Annotated in this window: 15 protein-coding genes; 6 read left to right on the top strand and 9 right to left on the bottom strand. The window is 40.8% G+C overall.

Annotated features, from left to right (window positions below; translation table 11 throughout):
• The first annotated feature begins 43 nt into the window (after positions 1–43).
• Together RMB03_RS08500 and RMB03_RS08495 are read left to right on the top strand one after the other, a co-directional pair.
• Positions 44–499 carry a MarR family winged helix-turn-helix transcriptional regulator gene (locus RMB03_RS08500; RefSeq protein ID WP_017391609.1) on the top strand — a complete coding sequence of 152 codons (456 nt, stop codon included), beginning with the start codon at positions 44–46 and terminating at the stop codon, positions 497–499.
• 110 nt (positions 500–609) lie between these two features.
• Positions 610–1,302, top strand: coding sequence for a GntR family transcriptional regulator (locus tag RMB03_RS08495; RefSeq protein ID WP_080593028.1), 693 nt, complete (start codon positions 610–612; stop codon positions 1,300–1,302).
• A 43-nt stretch (positions 1,303–1,345) separates the two neighbouring features.
• Here RMB03_RS08495 and RMB03_RS08490 read toward each other — a convergent pair whose 3' ends face one another.
• From RMB03_RS08490 to RMB03_RS08470, 5 genes are all read right to left on the bottom strand, one after another.
• The gene (locus tag RMB03_RS08490) at positions 1,346–2,290 is read right to left on the bottom strand and encodes a PDR/VanB family oxidoreductase (RefSeq protein WP_311075328.1); all 945 of its coding nucleotides are present in this window, start codon (positions 2,288–2,290) and stop codon (positions 1,346–1,348) included.
• 12 nt (positions 2,291–2,302) lie between these two features.
• On the bottom strand, positions 2,303–3,379 hold the full coding sequence (locus RMB03_RS08485; protein WP_311075326.1) for an aromatic ring-hydroxylating dioxygenase subunit alpha: 1,077 nt from the start codon (positions 3,377–3,379) through the stop codon (positions 2,303–2,305).
• Between the two features lie 234 nt (positions 3,380–3,613).
• Positions 3,614–4,801: an OprD family outer membrane porin gene (locus RMB03_RS08480; protein WP_311075324.1), complete on the bottom strand. Its 1,188-nt coding sequence runs from the start codon at positions 4,799–4,801 to the stop codon at positions 3,614–3,616.
• Between the two features lie 12 nt (positions 4,802–4,813).
• On the bottom strand, positions 4,814–5,767 hold the full coding sequence (locus RMB03_RS08475) for a formylglycine-generating enzyme family protein (protein ID WP_311075419.1): 954 nt from the start codon (positions 5,765–5,767) through the stop codon (positions 4,814–4,816).
• Positions 5,768–5,792: 25 nt separating this feature from the next.
• Positions 5,793–7,478 (bottom strand): arylsulfatase, encoded by a 1,686-nt coding sequence (locus RMB03_RS08470; protein WP_311075322.1) that lies wholly within the window; start codon positions 7,476–7,478, stop codon positions 5,793–5,795.
• Between the two features lie 375 nt (positions 7,479–7,853).
• Between RMB03_RS08470 and RMB03_RS08465 the strand changes: the two genes are divergently transcribed.
• From RMB03_RS08465 to RMB03_RS08455, 3 genes are all read left to right on the top strand, one after another.
• Entirely contained in the window at positions 7,854–9,200 is a 1,347-nt protein-coding gene (locus tag RMB03_RS08465; protein ID WP_005041997.1) for an MFS transporter, read from the top strand.
• Positions 9,201–9,231: 31 nt separating this feature from the next.
• Positions 9,232–10,512, top strand: a complete 1,281-nt coding sequence (locus RMB03_RS08460; protein WP_056478676.1) for an OprD family outer membrane porin — start codon at positions 9,232–9,234, stop codon at positions 10,510–10,512.
• Between the two features lie 253 nt (positions 10,513–10,765).
• A complete protein-coding gene (locus RMB03_RS08455) occupies positions 10,766–12,964 on the top strand; it encodes an OsmC domain/YcaO domain-containing protein (protein WP_311075319.1) in 2,199 nt (732 codons plus the stop codon).
• 65 nt (positions 12,965–13,029) lie between these two features.
• Here RMB03_RS08455 and RMB03_RS08450 read toward each other — a convergent pair whose 3' ends face one another.
• The 4 genes from RMB03_RS08450 to RMB03_RS08435 all read right to left on the bottom strand — a co-directional run bounded on the left by RMB03_RS08450 (position 13,030) and on the right by RMB03_RS08435 (position 18,083).
• Positions 13,030–14,700, bottom strand: a complete 1,671-nt coding sequence (locus tag RMB03_RS08450; protein WP_270903846.1) for a GMC family oxidoreductase — start codon at positions 14,698–14,700, stop codon at positions 13,030–13,032.
• Between the two features lie 21 nt (positions 14,701–14,721).
• Positions 14,722–15,621, bottom strand: coding sequence for an alpha/beta hydrolase (locus tag RMB03_RS08445; RefSeq protein WP_311075317.1), 900 nt, complete (start codon positions 15,619–15,621; stop codon positions 14,722–14,724).
• Positions 15,622–15,696: 75 nt separating this feature from the next.
• A complete protein-coding gene (locus RMB03_RS08440; protein ID WP_311075315.1) occupies positions 15,697–16,551 on the bottom strand; it encodes an SDR family oxidoreductase in 855 nt (284 codons plus the stop codon).
• Positions 16,552–16,595: 44 nt separating this feature from the next.
• On the bottom strand, positions 16,596–18,083 hold the full coding sequence (locus RMB03_RS08435; RefSeq protein WP_311075313.1) for an NAD(P)/FAD-dependent oxidoreductase: 1,488 nt from the start codon (positions 18,081–18,083) through the stop codon (positions 16,596–16,598).
• Positions 18,084–18,219: 136 nt separating this feature from the next.
• Between RMB03_RS08435 and RMB03_RS08430 the strand changes: the two genes are divergently transcribed.
• Positions 18,220–19,242, top strand: a complete 1,023-nt coding sequence (locus RMB03_RS08430) for an AraC family transcriptional regulator (RefSeq protein ID WP_311075311.1) — start codon at positions 18,220–18,222, stop codon at positions 19,240–19,242.

Below are 19,242 nucleotides of genomic sequence, written 5' to 3'. Positions count from 1 at the left end.
CTCATACTTTCACTACAGATTTTCTTATGATGAATGAAAGGTTATGGTACGTTCAAATTTAGTTCAAAAAAAAGTAGAAGATGAGCCTAAGTTAAGTTACATGATTGCTCGTGTTGACCGAATTATTAGTAAACATTTAACAGAGCATTTAAAAGAGCTTGAAATTACCTTGCCACAATTTACGGCACTTTCTGTTTTAGCTTCAAAAAGTAATGTATCCAATGCAAAACTTGCTGAGCGTTCTTTCATAAAGCCGCAATCGGCCAATAAAATTCTGCAAGATTTGCTGGTTAATGGTTGGATTGAAAAGAAACCAGACCCTACGCATGGCCGCCGTATTTTAATTACACTGACCGAAAGCGGTGTTGAAAAACTCAATAAATGCAATGAAGTTGTATTAAAAGTTGAAGAGAAAATGCTTGAAGGCATTGATATCAATCTGGCTTATTTAATTCGTAATAATCTCGATATCATGGTGAATAATCTTAAAAGCCTTTAAATAAATGAGCTTGTTTAGGTTGAGCTAAATTCCTACGCACTGATTCACACAGAAAATTTATTTCATTTTGCAAATGAACTTGTTAGCATCGAAGTGACGTTTTTGACAATGTGTGGCAGCAAATGTCTTCAGGGCAACAAGTTTTACTTAAATTAAGAAAAATGATTATTTCAGGGGAACTTGAAGGTGGTGCCAGAATTGCTGAGATTCCCACTGCCGAGTTACTTGGTGTTTCGAGACAGCCTGTTCGTATTGCATTTCGGCTGCTCGAACAAGAAGGTCTTCTCATCAAGAACCCAACCCGTGGCTACACCGTCCGTGAAATTTCAGAACAACTGGTCCATGATGCGCTTGAAGTGCGAGGTGTGCTGGAAGGGTTGGCTGCAAAAACTTTGGCAGAACAAGGTTTAAGCGAAGAGCAGAAAAAGACCCTCCAACATTGCATTCAAGAAACTGAAAAACTCTTTAATGAAAAAGACGAGTTTGGCGATGCTGAACTAGAACGTTACCATCATTTTAATGTCATTTTTCATGACACGATTATTGAGGGCGCGCAAAATGTAGCACTCATACAAGCTTTAGCAAAAAACAATCAATTGCCGATGGCTTCTGCTCAAGCCATTACCTATGATGAGAAGCAAGCTTTGTCGGAATATCGTCGTTTGCACTATGCACATTTACAGCATTGTTCGATTTTCGATGCGTTGACACATCGTCAGGCAGGGCGTGCTGAAACCTTAATGCGTGAGCACAGTAGTGTAGTGATTTTAGGTGAAACGCTAAGAAATGTTCTTAGTGCTTAAGGTGAAATAAGTTTCTTTATTTTTTAATAAAGGAACTTAGCTATTAAAGCTCAATCACAAGATTTTTAGTTTTTGCACGAGAACAGCAGGGCGTAAATTGGTCGTTCAAAGCATGTTCCTCATCGGTCATAAATAGATCCCGATGATCAGGCGTACCCTCTACAACGCGAGTAATACACGTTCCGCAAATGCCTTGTTCACACGAAACAGGAATATCAAAACCATTTGCAATTAATGCTTCAGTAGCAGTTTGCTCTGGCAATACTTCAATTCGGCGGCCCGTACCTTTAACTTCAATAGTAAATGCTTCGTTGTTTGATGTATCTGCTTTTTGTGCGACAAAGTGCTCTTGATGTAATTGCTCGCTGTGCCAGCCAGCTTGTTCAGCCGAGCTCATTACAAACTGCATAAACCCTGTAGGCCCACATACATATAAGTGTCTATCTGGTGAACTCTGACCTAAAACCTCTGCCATATTACATTCGGTATCTGGCTGATCTTGAATGTGAAAATAGACTTGATCACCGAAGTGCTCAGTTAAATTGCCATAGAAGGCAATCATTTCATGACTACGGACAAAGTAGTGCAATTCGAAAGGAATATTGACTGACTTAAGTCGATACGCCATCGATAAAATGGGGGTAATGCCAATACCACCCGCAAATAAAACCGCCTGCTTTGTTTGAGGATGAATCTCAAATAAATTACGTGGTTCACCAATCTTTAAATGATCACCTTCACGATATTCAGTATGGATACAACGTGAACCACCGCGTGAGTTAGCATCATGTAAAACACCAATTACATAACGATGCTTTTCACTGCAACAATTTGAAAGTGAATATTGGCGGGTTAGACCGTTTTTAAGATGCACATCAATATGTGCACCCGCCTCAAAATTCGGTAGCGCTGTGCCATTTGCCGCAACCAATTCAAAAGCACGAATGGTCGGGGTAAGCTGGTGAATTTTCTGAATAATAACGTCCATGTTCATGCTCCTTTAAATAATCCGAATGTTTGGAAACTTTTGTGCGGATGTTTCAGGAGGCGTTTTATTTTCTTCAGCAAGGAGTCGCTCAATCACTTTACGGGACTGTACACCGCCTGCGTCGATGTTGAGCATTAGTAACTTGCGATGTGGATTGTTTAAGATATTTTGCTGCTGTTGCTCCAGCATTTCTAAATCTTCAGTAAAGATTTTGCCTTGGCCTTCACGAATTTGATCGGTGAGTTCAGCATTGTCTGGCTGGAAGTTGCGTGCCATTCCCCAGAAATACCAATGTGAGGTTTCAGTTTCTGGAGTAATAAAGTCTACGACGATTGATGAAACTTTTTTGTCTTTTGGTGCGTGATAACCGCCATGTCCAGCATGTGCCACACCGACTTCAATATGGACATTACTTGGGGCAAAGAAGTGGCAACGTTGCCAGCGATCAACAGGCACATCATCTGCCAAGTGATTGCCACGAAGGGCCATTTGCCAAAATGGAGGTGCGATCACATTTTCCATATAGCGTTCAGTAATGACATGGTCACCATCAACTTTAGTGATTGGTAATGATTCATCAATTTCTTTTTGTCCGATGCTGCTTGAGTGAACATAGGTTTCGTGGGTTAAATCCATCAGGTTATCGACCATGAGGCGATAGTCACAGCGAATATGGAACAGGCCTCCGCCATAGCTCCATTCAGGATGATCTGCCCATTCTAAAGTTGGCAGTTTTGCTTCATCAGCTAAAGCTTTTTCGCCTGGCCATATCCAAATAAAACCGAATTTTTCAACAACTGCATATGCTTTGTTGCAAGGGAAACCATTTACGCGTTGGGCTGGCATTGAAACGGTTTTTCCATCACAGCCCATGACTAAACCATGATAGCCACACACGAGGTTTCCATCTTCGACATAACCTAGTGAAAGTGGGGCACCACGATGCGGACAAAAATCTTCAACGGCTGCAACTTGGTTTTCTTTGCCACGGTAAAAAACGATTTTTTCGCCACAAATGGTGCGACCTAGTGGTTTGTCTTGGATTTCTTCTGGACGGCAGGCAACATACCATGCATTTTTAATAAACATTGTGACGACTCCTTATCACTTATTGGATCCAATTTATAGTAAATAAAAATATTGGTCAATTGATAAGCAGTATATTTTTTAAGAAATATTGTTCTTTTGATTTGGTTATTTTGTGTATTTTTAATTGCTATTAAAGGATTTTGTATTTCTTTTGAATTTTAGAAGCGAAATATTTTGTGGTTTTAGTTTGGATCCATAATGGCTGTGGTTAAGCCATTATGGGAGTGTTGAGATTTAGAAATTAACGGTGTAATGAAGCATCATGCGCTGTTCATCCAGACTTTTGCCATGTTTAGTGTCGTAGTTAATATTTAAGAAAAGAAATTTAAGATTTTTAATCCAAGCATTTAGGTCATATTGAATCAACACATCACTTTCTTGCTCAAAATCATTTTGATTCATGGTCTGAAATGAATCTCCATAAATATATTTATAGGTGATTTTTAGACCTTTGATATATTCTTTAAAGTCATACGAAGCAAGGAAATGATAGGATTTTTCATCTGCTTTGGTAAACGCACCTAAGGTCCAGTTAACCATATGCGGGATGGGCATATTGTCGAGTTTTGGAATACCATCTTTGCCAAAGTTTTCTTGGTAGCCAATTCCAGTTGTAAAATTGCCATGTTTGATAAAATGCATAGCCCCTACGGATGTATTGTCATATTCACCAAGATTTGATTTACCGACATCGTCGTGTCGAAACACACGTAATTTTGTGGTGTGCTGCTTTGTCCATTGATAATCAAAAGCAAAGTAACTTTGATTGATGAGATCTGTTAAGTAACCATTATAAAATTTCCAATTATATTGAGGCGTTTTCCCATCCCACTGGAAAAAGTAAAGCCCATCAGATTCATGTTTTGAGACGGCAAGTTTGTGGTAGTCCTCCTCATTTTTTGGCGAATAACGGTTAATTAAACCCAGCTCGAAATTTTGTTGCGATGTCTTATATTTTAATTCTAAGCCTTTATAGTTCACCCGTAATTGATGTGTATCGACTTGTGGGGTAAGTGGTGAGTCGGGGGTGATTTCACCTATATTCATGCGAAAGTTTTGATATTCAACTCCAGCACCTAAGCCATATTTAACTTGGTCTTGTGCTTGTTTTTTGGTATTTGTGTCAAAGGGTATGACCATATCATTGGTGTGTTGGTCGCTACTTAGGCGATATGCATATTGAATGCTTGGATTGAGGTGTAGTTGTACATCATTAAGCTTGGTTGTCCAGTCACCACGATAAATCAAGCCTTGACTCAAGCTATGAGTATCGGGACTAGTACCATTTTCATATTGTCTGTCGAAGTTGAATGTTTTTAGTGTGAGTGTATTTTGAAAATTAACGTCTACTTCACTGTGAGCTAAACAGCAGGCAAGGATTGTCCCTGAGAATAAAATCCCATAAATAAAAATATGCTTCATTTTTAAATCCGTTTAAAAGCGTTTTACTGTTCTAAATCCGACATGGCTAGTTGCAAGGTCGAGTTCCTGTGGATGCCTTGCGGCAGCACGATAACGCGCGCAATAATTAGTTGCGCATAAATAAGACCCACCTTTAATCGTGTATTGCAAAATCTGTTCATGACTTTGCCGATATTTCGATGGATCTCCCATGTGGTGATCTCGTGGGCCTGTGTAGGGTGTTTGCGTCCATTCCCATACATTGCCAATCAAGTCATATAACCCAAAGGGGTTTTTACTAAAACAGCCAACAGGGGCAACATCCTTAAAACCATCTTCCTGAACGTTTTTGTAAGGAAATTCACCTTGCCAGAAATTGGCTACAATATGGCCTTCATGGGTAGGGCCGATATCGGAATTTTGCTGAAAACCCTTGGCTGCATATTCCCACTCAAGCTCAGTCGGTAAGTCATGACCCAGCCAGTTTGCATAAGCGTAGGCATCATTCCATGTCACCATGCGAACAGGTTCGTGAGGTGCGGGTTGTTTGGGATTATTTAAACCCCATGGATGTTTCCAATTGGCACCTTTTTCAAATCGCCACCATTGTAATTCTTCAACTGGACGATCTGGTTGTACAAACATAGCTGCGCCGCCTTGCTTCTCTGCATCGGTGACATAACCCGTTTGTTTAACAAACTCTTGAAATTGAGCATTGGTGACTTCAGTTGCATCAATTAAAAAAGCGGGAACTGAAGTTGCCTGTAAATTTAATGGGCGTTCATCTTCATAACCTTGTGTAGTGCCTAAAACAATTTTTCCTTGCGGAAGTTTGGCCATGCCTGCTTCTTTATTTTTAGGCCAACCCGAAGGAAGGCCCGAATAAGAAGTACATTTAGCTTTGCTGCCTAAGTCTGGCAAGGTGGTCTGTTCTAGTTGAGGTGTGGTTTTTTGGCATGCACAAAGTAAGAGGAACGATGAAAGCATCATGATCTGTTTCATCTAATTTTTCCTACTTTTTGTTGTATTGCTCAAAATCCACAACACCATTTTCATCGGCATATCTTAAATATTTATCATTTAAGACTTTGATAATCTCAGGATGGGCTGCATAAACATTATGTTGCTCATTAAAATCTGTTTTTAAATTGTAGAGTTCCCAGCCATGGCTCTTAAATTTAGAAGGTGAGTTTTCAATAAGCTTCCATTCGTCAGTTTTGGCGTAGCGGCTGCCATGTAATTCTTTGAAGTCATAATAATTAACAGGACGAATACGGGCAGTGTTATCTTTAAAAGCAGGAATCAAACTAAAGCCCGATGGTTTAATTTTGGTGCTTGAAGTTGGATAAACCTGATTATTTTGAATCCCCGCGAGTTCCATAACAGTTGGGAATATATCTCTGACTGTCGCAAAGTTATTGTTGATTCCACGTTGTTTAGAAATTTGCACAGGCGATTTAACAATAAATGGAACTCGTACTCCGCCTTCTGAAGCAGCTGACTTCCAGTGGGTAAATGGTGTGCTGCTCACTTCGGCCCAGCGTGGTCCCATATAAACATATGAGCTGGCATGGCCTATATTTTCATAGCGATTGTCGGCATCACCCATTGGGAAATTATGATCACCACCTTCAGCGCCGTTATCTGACATAAACACAATCAAAGTGTTGTCATATAAATGATGCTTTTTAAGATATTGAATGACATCACCCACGCGGTCGTCTAATTGGGTAACCATGCCCGCATAAACTTCCATTTTACGCGCTTCGTATTTGCGCTCTTGTGATGTCAGTTCATTCCAGCTTTTGGTACCTAAAGCTTGGTTGCCACGCTCGACTGGGTATTCTGCATTAGCAGGAATTAATCCTAATTGCTTTTGTCTCTCAAAGCGTTGTTTTCGAATTTCATCGTAGCCTTGATCGTATTTACCTTTGTATAAGTCTCTATAGTGAGCAGGCGCCTGTATTGGCCAATGTGGAGCGGTATAGGCTAGGTAAGCAAAAAATGGTTTTTGTGCTTTATTTTTGTCTAAGTACTCGAAAGCTTTTTGTGTAAAAAAGTCGGTCGAGTAGTAGTTGTCAGGTAATGTGGCCTTTTGACCATTTTCAGTGTATTGGGTGTTACGAGGATAGTTTTTAGGTTGGTCTTTAAAGTGTAAATCGAAGCCATCGAGCAGAGCAAAAGATTGATCAAAACCACGGGCTTTAGGGTTTTGTTCGGGAGCATAGCCTAAGTGCCATTTACCGACCATGAAGGTGTAATAATCTTTTGTCTTTAAAATCTCTGCGAGTGTATAAGCATTTTGCGTTAAGTGACCTGAATATCCATCAATTTTGAGGAGTGCACGCGGGCTATCGGCTCCAACCACTTGTTCTTGTCGTTTTGAAGTTTCATACATCGCACCTAAACCTACCAAGTGGTTATCTGCACCTGTCATAAGCTGCGCACGAGTGGGTGAGCACATTGATGAAGCATGAAAATTAAAAAGCATTTTTCCTTGCTTTAACAGGCTATCAATATGAGGGGTTTTAATTTCGCCGCCATAAGCGCCAATATCTGAAAATCCAAGATCATCGGCCAAAATAATCATGATGTTAGGTGGTTGTTGATTTTTTGGAGGTGCTGCTTGCGTTGTGTAAAACAATTGGCTGGCAAAAAAAAGTCCCAATGTAAGCTGGCTTGCTCTTTTGAGTTTCATAACAACAATCCTTTGAAGTTTCATAAATGCATCTTGCATTTCCTGGAAATAAACTGAGCTTTTTTTTGGCTAAAAAATGCTCTGGAATCGATCATAATAGATTTTTTAATATGGATCCATAAAAATATTTAAGCTTTCTAATTTTATGTTTTTAATAATTTTATAGTTATATAATTTATACGTTTATATACTTTATTAATAATCCGTTTATAATTTTAGTTGATTTTTTGGATCCAAATATTCAGTATAGAAAAAGAGCAGGATGCTCAAAAAACAAATATTCCTCTAGGTCATTATGGATACGGATGTGCATAACCACCCAATCGCTCATATTAGCAATGTCGTGTGTATGTCTTATCCAAGGGAGATACACAAATGGAAAGAGACGTGCTGAGTGAGATCAATCAGAACAATATGAGCCGCTACCAATGGTTTGTTATTTTGATCTGTATTTGTCTCAATATTATTGATGGCTTTGACGTGATGGTAATGGCATTTACCGCACCGTCCGTGTCAGCAGAATGGTCACTTTCAGGCGCACAAATTGGCTTGTTGCTCAGTTCAGGTCTTTTTGGAATGGCTGCTGGTTCAATTTTTCTCGCACCGTTAGCTGATAAAATCGGTCGCCGTTTACTCATCTTGGTTTGTCTTGTGATCGCAGGTCTTAGCATGTTGGGCTGTGCTTTTGTACAAAGCCACGGCATGCTGGCAGCATTGCGGTTTATTACCGGAATTGGGGTGGGGGGGATTCTTGCCAGTAGTAATGTGTTAGCAAGTGAATATGCCAATGCTCGCTGGCGCAGTCTCGCAGTTAGCTTAATGTCGACAGGTTATGGAATTGGCGCGACACTTGGCGGAGTACTATCATTGGCATTGATTGAACATTTAGGTTGGCGTTCAATCTTTTTAGCGGGTGGAATCACCACCATTGCAATGTTGCTGATCAGTGCATGGTTATTGCCTGAATCTTTAGATTACTTACTCGCGAAACGACCAAAACAGGCATTAGAACGAATCAATACAACTGTAAATCGTATGGGGTTTAACGAACTATCAGTTATGCCGCGCTATGAAAAAATGAGTACGCAAAATGGCAGTGAACTCAGCAAATTATTTGCCGGACAACTGGGGTTTCAAACACTTTGCCTTTGGTTTGCCTTCTTTTTAGTGATGTTCGGCTTTTACTTTGTCATGAGCTGGACGCCAAAAATTCTTATTTCAATGGGAATGTCACCAGAGCAAGGGGTAAGTACCGGTATTTTAATTAGTATTGGCGGTATTTTCGGTGCAGCCATTATTGGTTTACTCGCATCACGCATAAAAATTTTCTATGCCTTAAGCCTATTTTTAGGGCTAACGTCTGCTTGTGTTTTCCTATTTGTCGCAGTCTCGTCTCAAGTGAGTGTCGCACTCATGGTGGGGTTATTACTCGGCACACTTATTAATGGCTGTGTGGCAGGTCTATATTCTATTTCTCCAACAATTTATGACGCCGAAATCCGTAGTCGCGGTGTGGGTTATGCCATTGGTTTTGGCCGTATTGGGGCAATTTTATCGCCAACGATTGCAGGTATTTTTCTGGATAAAGGTATTGCGCCCGCAACGCTTTATGCCTATTACGGTGTGGTCTTTATTTTGGCTATTTTCCTGATTTTAAGTCTGGGTAGCGCTTTTTACCGAAGTAAGAAAGAGCAGAACTACTCGCTTAAAACAGCACCTTAATCCATTAAAAATTAAATAGTTGAGATAAAAAATGAAAAAGACACCATTGTGGGTGGGGGTATGCTTGTGCCCATTATTTAGTCAAGTTGTGCATGCGGAGTTTATTGCAGACAGTAAAGCTGAGCTAACACTGCGTAATTTTTACTTTGACCGAGACTATAAAAAAGATCCATATCCCTATACAGCTGCCAGAGATTGGGCGCAGGGTCTAATTTTTAAAGGACAGTCGGGTTATACCGAAGGGACAGTTGGATTCGGTGTTGATGTACTGGCAATGGCGGGTTTTAACCTGATGGGAAGTCGCGCTGATGACTATGCACGTAGTGGCTTATTACCCGTCAATACTGATAACTCTCGTGACGATTATTATGGAAAAATTGGTATTACAGGGAAGGCTAAATTTAGAAAAAATGAGCTTTTTGTGGGTGATCTGGTTCCGCAATTACCGACCATATTTTCATCGCCAGCCCGTTTGTTCCCCCAGACTTATCGCGGTATTCGCTTTGTTTCAAATGAAATTCCAAATCTTCAACTCGAAGGGTTTTATGTCGACGAAGTGCGGCAGCGCGATTCAATTCGCTTTACAGATGTTGGAACGGACAATATCAACCGTCGTTTTGACAAGGCGGCAACCACTGATTCTTTTTACACGCTGGGAGGAAGTTATCAGTTAAAAGACTATCGTCTCCGTGCCTACCATGCTGAACTCAAAGACATTTACCAGCAACAATTTTTGGGTTTTAACGGAAAACAGCCTTTAAATGACCAGCTTAATTTTTTAAGTGACGTGCGTTTTTTTAATAGTGAAGAAACTGGAAGCAAAAAAATAGGAGAGGTCGATAACCGCCATATGAGTGGTTTATTTGGTTTGAACTATCAAAACCATACGGTTTCTTTGGGCTATATGCAGTCGTTTGGCTCGACTGGTTTGCCGTTTTTGTCGGGAACCGAAAGTCCAGTCGTGCTTGATTTTATGAGTTCTGACTACTCAAATAAAGACGAAAAAGTCTATTCGATTCGTTATGAATATGACTTTAAAAATGCACGATTAGGTGATGTTTCATTAAATGGACTGCGCTTTATGACCCGCTATGCAAAAGGGGAAGATATTGATTTGCTGCAATATGGCGATCAGCGTTTTAAAGAAGAGTCGATGGAGTTTGATTTAGGCTATAAAATTCCTGAAGGGAAATTAAAAGGCCTAGGCATGCGAGCTCGTTTTTCTCACTATCGTAACGATATGCCAAGCAATATGACATTTCACTCGGCAAATGAAACACGGTTGAATGTTGACTACACCTTTAAATTTTAATGCTCAATATTTAAGTAAATTAAAGACAAGTTAAAGCATTGTGAGCATCAATGTTTTAACTTTAGTTATCAACTTCACAAAATCACTCTATAATACCGCCAATCTTATTAAAGCCAATTGAGTCGTTCATTAAACACATGGCTTTAATCTCTCATTTTTTTTAAGTCAATTTCTTCGCTGTGATTCGGCTTATATTTCAATATTTAGAATTTTATGTGTCTGTGCTGACACATAAAAATATTTAGGTGCCAGCATGGAAATCAAGGTTAATTATCTCGACAATCTTCGACAGGAAGCTAAGTTCGATGACTTTACGGTAATTGCCGATCAACCAATTCGCTACAAGGGTGACGGTTCGGCACCGGGCCCATTTGACTATTTTTTAGCATCTTCCGCATTATGTGCAGCGTACTTTGTAAAAGTGTATTGTGCAGCTCGAGATATCCCAACCGATAATATTCGTTTATCGCAAAATAATATTGTTGATCCTGAAAACTGCTACAAGCAAACGTTTAAAATTCAGATTGAATTACCAGCCGATATTTCAGATAAAGATCGCCAAGGGATTTTACGTTCAATCGACCGTTGTACTGTTAAAAAAGTTATTCAAACTGGCCCTGAATTTATTATTGAAGAAGTTGAAAGTATTGATGCAGATGCGCAAGCATTGTTATTGCCAAGCTTAACTTCAGAAAGCCATACCTATATTCAGGGTAAAGACCTGCCATTAGAAGAAACCATTGCCAATATGTCTGCCATTTTGGCGAATTTGGGCATGAAGATTGAAATCGCATCTTGGCGTAATATTGTTCCGAATGTATGGTCATTGCATATCCGCGATGCACAGTCTCCGATGTGTTTTACCAATGGTAAAGGTGCAACTAAAGAAAGTGCTTTGGCATCTGCATTAGGCGAGTTTATTGAGCGTTTAAACTGTAACTTCTTCTATAACGACCAGTTCTGGGGTGAAGAGATTGCCAATGCTGAATTTGTGCATTATCCAGATGAAAAATGGTTTAAACCGGGCCCAAATGGTGAATTGCCTCAAGAAATTTTAGATGAATACTGTCTTGAGATTTACAACCCAGATGATGAATTACTCGGTACGCATTTATATGACACCAATTCAGGTAACGTAGAGCGTGGCATTTGTTCGCTGCCTTTTGTACGTCAGTCTGACGATGAAGTTGTATATTTCCCATCAAATTTAATTGAAAACTTGTACCTAAGTAATGGTATGAGTGCGGGTAATACTTTGGCGGAAGCCCAAGTTCAATGCTTGTCAGAAATTTTTGAACGTGCTGTAAAACGTGAAATTTTGGAAGGTGAAATTGCACTTCCAGATGTACCTGAAGACGTATTAGCAAAATACCCAAGTATTGTTGCTGGTATTAAAGGTTTAGAAGAGCAAGGCTTTCCTGTTCTCGTTAAAGATGCATCGTTAGGTGGTCAGTTCCCTGTGATGTGTGTGACTTTAATGAACCCGCGTACGGGTGGTGTTTTTGCATCGTTTGGCGCACATCCAAGTTTTGAGGTTGCATTAGAACGTAGTTTGACTGAGCTGCTTCAAGGTCGTAGTTTTGAAGGTTTAAATGATTTACCTCAACCGACTTTCCAAAGTAATGCGGTGACTGAGCCGAACAACTTTGTTGAGCACTTTATTGACTCAAGCGGTTTGGTATCTTGGCGTTTCTTTAGTTCTAAATCTGACTATGACTTTGTTGAGTGGGATTTTTCTGGAGAAGGCGAAGAGTCGAATGCAGACGAAGCTGCAACATTGTTCGGTATTCTCGAAGAGATGGGCAAAGAAGTGTATATGGCAGTCTATGAGCACCTAGGTGCGACCGCTTGCCGTATTTTAGTACCGGATTATTCAGAAATTTATCTCGTTGAAGATTTGATTTGGGACAATACCAATAAAGCACTTTCATTCCGTGAAGATATTTTAAATCTGCATCGTTTGGATGATGAACAACTTGAAGCATTGGTTGAACGCTTAGAAGAATGTGAGTTAGACGATTACACCGAAATCACCACACTCATTGGCATTGAATTTGATGACAATACAGTTTGGGGACAGCTCACGATTTTAGAGTTGAAATTGTTGATTTACGTTGCTTTGCAGCAATTTGAAGAGGCAAAAGAGTTAGTCGAAACTTACCTGCAATATAACACTAACACCGTTGAGCGTGGTTTGTTCTATCAGTGCATGAACGTGGTGCTTGAAGTGATGTTGGATGAAGAACTAGAGCTTGAAGATTACCTGACTAATTTCCGTCGTATGTTTGGTGACACACGAATGGAGGCAGTATTAGGTTCTGTAGAGGGTAACGTTCGTTTCTACGGTTTAACGCCGACTAGCATGAAACTAGAAGGACTTGATCGCCATTTACGTCTGATCGAGAGCTATAAAAAATTGCATGCAGCTCGTGCTAAAGCCGTAACGATGTAATTTAAAAAGCGAAATAAAAAAAGCCTATTTAAAAATAGGCTTTTTTTATAAAACAAATTTCTATTTTAAGCAGAAGCTTTCGTGATCTCTACGGTTTCTGCCTCTGCTCTATGATCCTGATGTTCGCCCAAAGTGTGTTTAGCCGGAATATAAGACATTGCACGTTCTGCTAAAGCTGTAATGGTGAGACTTGGGTTAACACCTAAATTGGCACCTAACATTGAACCATCTACAACATATAAGTTTTTATAGTTAAAAACGTGATTTTGTCCATCCACCACGCCACGTTCTGGGCTTGAGGAAATTGCACAGCCGCCCATACAGTGTGCGGTAAAAGGCACGTTAAATAAAATTTCGGTAATGGTCGTCATAGGGTGTCCATTAAACATTTTGGCGACTTTTTCGGTAAATGTATTGGCCTGTGGAATATAAACCGGTAGCTTTTTACCTTCGCTCGATAACACCTTGCCAAAAGGCCAAAACCAGTTACGCTTCAAGCGCATGTTAATTGAGGCATCGGCAGTTTGCATCACCAAGAAAATCAAGGTTTGACGCGCAAAACCAACTGGATTGCTCATGCGTAGAAAAATAAATGGATGGCAGATTAACGCCCATAACCAAAAGAAGATACGTGTCCAACCCGGTTTTCCTTTTGCCATGTAAGTACACATGAGACCCATTGCATCGGAACCGTTTTGGTAGCGAGTTGCCTCAATATGAGTGTCATGATCGATGTAAATACTTGAACCAATGGCAACACCTTTGCTCATGTCGACATCTTTACCAAAGAAACGAACCCCTAAAATAGATTCGGCATTGGTACGAACCCGATTACCCAAGTCATCGGAAATATTTGGCAGAGAACCAGACTGTTTTAAGCGGAACAACATCTCTTGAGTACCCAAAGAAGATGCCGAGAAAATCACGTTGCGTACTCGCCATGTACGACGCTGTTTATTAAACCATGAGGTTGAGCATTCAGTGGTTACTTCATAGCCATCACTGCCATCTGCTTTACCATTGAGTGGTTTAACATCAACAACTTTGGTTTCTTCATAAACCTTGGCACCATTTTTTTCGGCAAAGTACAAATAGTTTTTATCCAAAGTGTTTTTTGCGTTGTGTTTACAACCTGTCATACAACCGCCACATGCGGTACATGTCGCACGGTCTGGACCTTCACCGTTAAAATATGGGTCAGGGTAGGTTTTGCCGCCTTGTTCACCTTCGGGTGGGAAGAAAGTCGCAACACGAGTCGGTTTAAATGTGTGACCCACGCCGATAGCTTCACCCATTTGTTTGAGCATATGGTCAGCTGGACCAAAAATTTTATTATCCGTCACCCCAAGCATGCGTTCTGCTTCTGCATAGTGCTGAGGCATTTCATTTTTCCAGTCCGCAGCATCTGCCCATGTGCCTTCGTCCCAAATATGTTCAGGTGGAACGAGTAGGGTATTGGCATAGGTAATTGAGCCTCCACCTACGGCGTTACCACAAATAATGGTGACATGGCGAAAAAAGCGCATATTGAAATAGCCGAAAAGCTTCATGCCCGGACGCCAAATCCAACGGCGGGAATTCCAGTTATTTTTCGCAAAATCTTCGGCTTTCCAGCGACGCCCCATTTCCATTACAGCAACTGAGTAACCTTTTTCGGTTAGACGGCAAGCAGAAACACTACCACCAAAGCCTGAACCAATAATGAGATAATCATAGTCATAATTGTTTGTTGTCATGCCGAGGCTCCTCTCTGGCGATTATTTTTTATATTGACTGTGATGCTTATCAATGAATTGCCCAATGCGCTCAATCGAGTCATTAGATTCTTTTAGTATACCCGTGTGGAACTGAAAAACATGTCCGACTTGGTCATAAATCCTAAAGTTCGTCGGAATACCATATTTTCCAGCTTGTTCAGCGAGACGTTTTGCATCATCTAATAAAACTTCTTCTGTACCAACATGAATCAAAATAGGCGGTAATCCAGTTAAGTCGGCATAGAGTGGGGAACAGGTTGGATCGGTTACTGATTTTTTCGCGCAATAGTTTTTTGCACACCAAGCTAACCAGTCTTCTGACAGCATTGCATCTTGAACTGCATGAGTTTTCATCGTGCTTCCAGAGAGGCTTAAGTCAACCCAAGGTGAAAGTAAAACTAACGCCGCTGGTAACGGTAACCCTGCGTCCCGTATCGCAATTGCAGTACTTAAACTGAGTCCGCCGCCCGCAGAATCGCCAGCGATCACGAGTTTTTTTGGGTCTTGTTCTTGAGCAAGTAAAGCTTTATAAACTGCAATGACATCTTCAATAGCAGCGGGGCTTGAGTGCTCTGGAGCGAGGCTATATTCAGGTAACCAGACTTGAGCTTGAGCTGCATGTCCGATTTGAGCAGCAAGCTTAGTGTGACTTTTTGAACTGCCAACAACATAGCCACCGCCATGTAAATACAAGATACCCAGCCCTGACTTAGTCGTTTTGGGCTGAATATGAACTGTTGGCACTTGAGCAATTGTTTGCTTTTTTGTTTTATAGCCACGTGGCCCAAGCACAATAACACTGGCTGCATCACTACAAAAACGTTGTAGTTTGAGTGGTGTTTTGGGGGATAAAGCTGGACGTAGCGTGGTACGGATGGTCCATGCAAGAAGCTGCTTCATAATAAGAACTCATACTAGAGCTTGTCATTTATTGACCAGCATCTCTTAAAAGTAAGAGTATGCTGACCACTATTTTTATTTTGCTGATTTGTTGAGTAGGCGAGTTTGCAACGCGGTTGCAGTTGCAAAAATCTTTTGGTAACCCGGTGGAAGAATACGTTGAATTACATCAACGACTTTTGCGTCGGCTCCAATCAGTAAACGGCGACGGTTTTTACGAACAGCCTCTAAAATTTGTTGAGCAGCTTCGTCAGCAGGGGTGCGCAGTAATTTATCGAAAGCATCTTGGCTTTTAACAGGGTCCATTCCTAAAGACTGGACGCTATTATTCATACGTGCAGCTTTGGCAATATTGGTACGAATACCACCCGGATGAACACAGGTCGCGCTAACCCCAGCATTTTGTAGATCAAGTTCTTGACGCAGAGATTCAGTAAAGCCACGAACAGCAAATTTACTGGCATTATAGGCACTTTGGGTCGGTTGAGCTGTTAAGCCAAACATGCTGGAAATATTAATAATATGTCCATCACCACTTTGCTTTAAAAATGGTAAAAATTCTTTGGTGCCATAAACTACGCCCCAAAAATTAATACCAATAAGCCATTCAAGATCTTCATAGCTCACACCTTCAGCCGTGCTACCTATTGCGACACCAGCATTATTAAAAATCAGGTTAACTTGGCCATGCTCATCTACAACAGCTTTTGCCCAAGTTGCAACTTCATCACGCTTAGCCACATCGACTTTTTGTGTGGTTACTTTGACTGAATAAGGCGTTAACAGCTCGACTGTTTTAGCTAATCCAGCTTCACTAATATCGGAAAGTGCTAGATGGCAGCTTTGTTTCGCGAGTGCTATAGCAATTGCCTGTCCAATACCAGAGCCAGCACCTGTCACAGCTGCGACTTTATTTTTAAAAGACTTCATAAAATTCTCCGTTTATTTTTCTCATTTCCTATGGTGAAGCTTGTTTAAGAAATAGCCGAAACCTGCGTGTAGTTTTCAACATCGAAGCGACGAGTGCGTTGTCGATATTCAAGGGTAAAACCTGGCCAGTTATTGGTATTCTTACCATCAGCAGTTTGATACCAACTGGTACAACCTTGTGCCCATACGGTTTTCTTCATTTTTTCTTGAATGTTTTGGTTGAACTCATGTTGAACTTCTGCACGAACATTGGTGAACAGAAGTTTGTTTTGTAGGGTTGTTTGAATGGCATCTAAAATGTAGTTCACCTGACTTTCAATCATATAGACAATTGAGTTGTGCCCAAGATTGGTATTTGGACCATAAAGCATAAAGAAGTTTGGAAAGCCGCTCACAGTTAAACCGAGATAAGCTTCTGCACCATCTTTCCATGTGTCTTTTAAGGTGCGACCATCAAGACCTGTAATCTGCATGGGCGCCATAAATTCTGTTGCGGCAAAGCCTGTACCATAAATAATGGTATCAACCTCTCTTAGATTTCCGTCCGTATCTAAAATTCCATTTTCAGTAATTTCTTGAATGCCCGTATTAATCACATCAACATGAGGCTGGGTCAGTGTTTCATACCAGTGGTTAGAGATTAAAATACGTTTACAACCAATTGGATAATCCGGCATTAAGCGGTGGCGCAACTTACCATCTTTAACGACTTTACGGATGTGGCGCTGGAATAAATATTCCACCAAAGGCATTTCATTCAGCGAAGTGGTGAAAGCCAGCAGACGAATTTCGTGATGTCCATATTGCAAGGCACGATCTAGACTTTGCAAAATCGGTAATTTGCGGAATGCTTTTTTCTCTAAAGGCTGGTAAACCCGATCTGGTTTAGGAATCACGTAAGGTGCCGAGCGTTGATAAACATCGAGATGAGCAACCTGTTTAGCAATTTCAGGTACGAACTGAATGGCACTTGCACCTGTACCAATTACAGCAACACGTTTTCCATTTAAATCGTAGTCATGATCCCAACGCGCGGAGTGAAAAGCCTTACCTTTAAAGTTTTCAATGCCTTTGAGTTTCGGATAGGCTGGGAGGTTGAGTTGGCCTACCGCGCCCACTAAGAATTCAGCTTCGAACTGTTCACCAGAAGTACTTTGAATGTGCCATACACCTTGCAGAGCATCAAATTCGGCACTGGCAATTTCGGTATTAAATTGAACATGTGGGCGAATGTCATATTTATCGGCACAGTGGCGTAAATATTGATAAATCTCTTGAGATGTCCCGTAGCGATTTTTCCAACCCAGCTCTTGCTCAAAAGAAAAAGAATAAAGATGTGAAGGTACATCACACGCAGCACCCGGATAAGTATTGTCGCGCCAGACACCGCCCACATCAGCAGCTTTTTCAAAGAGAGTAAATTGTTCAAAACCTGCTTGTTTGAGGCGAATGGCAAGTCCTAGACCACCAAAGCCAGTGCCAATAATGGCGATACGTACATTTTTATTTGAATTAGCTGACGAATTAAACATAGGCTGCTCTAAAATCCTTAAAAACAGTGGGCGAAAGAATCGCAATTTCCTGTATGCAGAATAGTCGTTTATTTGCTTGATTTAGAGGATGGATGAGGACAAAATATTGTGATTCGAGGACATTCTGAGCAATACAGTGAAGTATGCATGGGCTTTTGAACGCAGTGTACATAGTGTTCGATTAATGGCTGATTTTGCGGTGGAATCAGGCATTTCTTATCAGACCATTTTAGAAGAGACTGGAATCAGTCAACAGCAATTGCTTGACCCTAATATGGTGGTGACAGGTCAGCAAGAATTGCAGGTTATTCATAACTTGGTTGAGCAGCTTGGAGACAGGCCGACATTAGGCTTAGATGTAGGTACACGCTATCACTTTACAACATTTGGGCCTTTAGGCATGGCCCTCATGAGCAGTGCCAGCATTCGTGAAGCACTTGATTTAGCTTTAACCTATTTTTCACTTACTTTTGCTTTTACCCGATTTCTAGTTTCAGATACAGATGAAGGTATTCGGATTGAGATTGAAGATGAGGGCGTACCACCTTCAGTTCGCCAGTTTATTCTTGAACGGGACGCCGCGGCGCTCATTACGGTGCAACGGGACTTGGTACAAGATAATTTTTGTCAATATATGGCTTTCACTTTCCAGCCTAAAGCTGAGGTACAACCCTATATCGATTTGTTTGGAATTCTGCCGGAGTTTGGCGCGGCTAAGAACTTTGTTTTACTCGATCCGCACAAAGTAGATCAAAAACTACAAATGGCCAATGACCTGATTTTACATACGGCTGAAGAACAATGTCGGCAAATTTTAGATAGGCGCCAAACACAAAAGAAATTTATTAATTTAGTGCAGCAGCAGTTAATGAAGGTACGAGGGGAAATGCCATCTATGGACATGGTTGCCGATCGTTTGCACTTAAACGCGCGTACCTTACGCCGTCATTTGGCTCAAGAAGGTATGACCTTTATTCAAATTCGTGAAGAAGTCAGACAGGTTTTAGCAGAACAATATCTGACTTTACCGAAAGCCTCTATTGAGCAAATTGCCGAATGGTTGGGATATGCCGAACCTGCCAGTTTTATTCATGCATATAAAAGATGGCATGGTAAGACACCGCATGCAGTACGGTTAAGTGGTAAATCATCAAGCTGA

The sequence above is a fragment of the Acinetobacter sp. V91_7 genome (genome assembly GCF_031799075.1).
GTDB lineage: Bacteria > Pseudomonadota > Gammaproteobacteria > Pseudomonadales > Moraxellaceae > Acinetobacter > Acinetobacter calcoaceticus.
The sequence above is the reverse complement of the archived record's forward strand: the minus strand, read 5'-3'. Positions and strand labels throughout refer to the sequence as shown.

Bases quoted from the DNA above. Each gene is read 5' to 3' on its own strand.
- RMB03_RS08500 (WP_017391609.1), top strand. From the start codon at position 44: ATGGTACGTTCAAATTTAGTTCAAAAAAAAGTAGAAGATGAGCCTAAG.
- RMB03_RS08490 (WP_311075328.1), bottom strand. From the start codon at position 2,290: ATGGACGTTATTATTCAGAAAATTCACCAGCTTACCCCGACCATTCGT.
- RMB03_RS08485 (WP_311075326.1), bottom strand. From the start codon at position 3,379: ATGTTTATTAAAAATGCATGGTATGTTGCCTGCCGTCCAGAAGAAATC.
- RMB03_RS08480 (WP_311075324.1), bottom strand. From the start codon at position 4,801: ATGAAGCATATTTTTATTTATGGGATTTTATTCTCAGGGACAATCCTT.
- RMB03_RS08475 (WP_311075419.1), bottom strand. From the start codon at position 5,767: ATGCTTTCATCGTTCCTCTTACTTTGTGCATGCCAAAAAACCACACCT.
- RMB03_RS08470 (WP_311075322.1), bottom strand. From the start codon at position 7,478: ATGAAACTCAAAAGAGCAAGCCAGCTTACATTGGGACTTTTTTTTGCC.
- RMB03_RS08465 (WP_005041997.1), top strand. From the start codon at position 7,854: ATGGAAAGAGACGTGCTGAGTGAGATCAATCAGAACAATATGAGCCGC.
- RMB03_RS08460 (WP_056478676.1), top strand. From the start codon at position 9,232: ATGAAAAAGACACCATTGTGGGTGGGGGTATGCTTGTGCCCATTATTT.
- RMB03_RS08455 (WP_311075319.1), top strand. From the start codon at position 10,766: ATGGAAATCAAGGTTAATTATCTCGACAATCTTCGACAGGAAGCTAAG.
- RMB03_RS08450 (WP_270903846.1), bottom strand. From the start codon at position 14,700: ATGACAACAAACAATTATGACTATGATTATCTCATTATTGGTTCAGGC.
- RMB03_RS08445 (WP_311075317.1), bottom strand. From the start codon at position 15,621: ATGAAGCAGCTTCTTGCATGGACCATCCGTACCACGCTACGTCCAGCT.
- RMB03_RS08440 (WP_311075315.1), bottom strand. From the start codon at position 16,551: ATGAAGTCTTTTAAAAATAAAGTCGCAGCTGTGACAGGTGCTGGCTCT.
- RMB03_RS08435 (WP_311075313.1), bottom strand. From the start codon at position 18,083: ATGTTTAATTCGTCAGCTAATTCAAATAAAAATGTACGTATCGCCATT.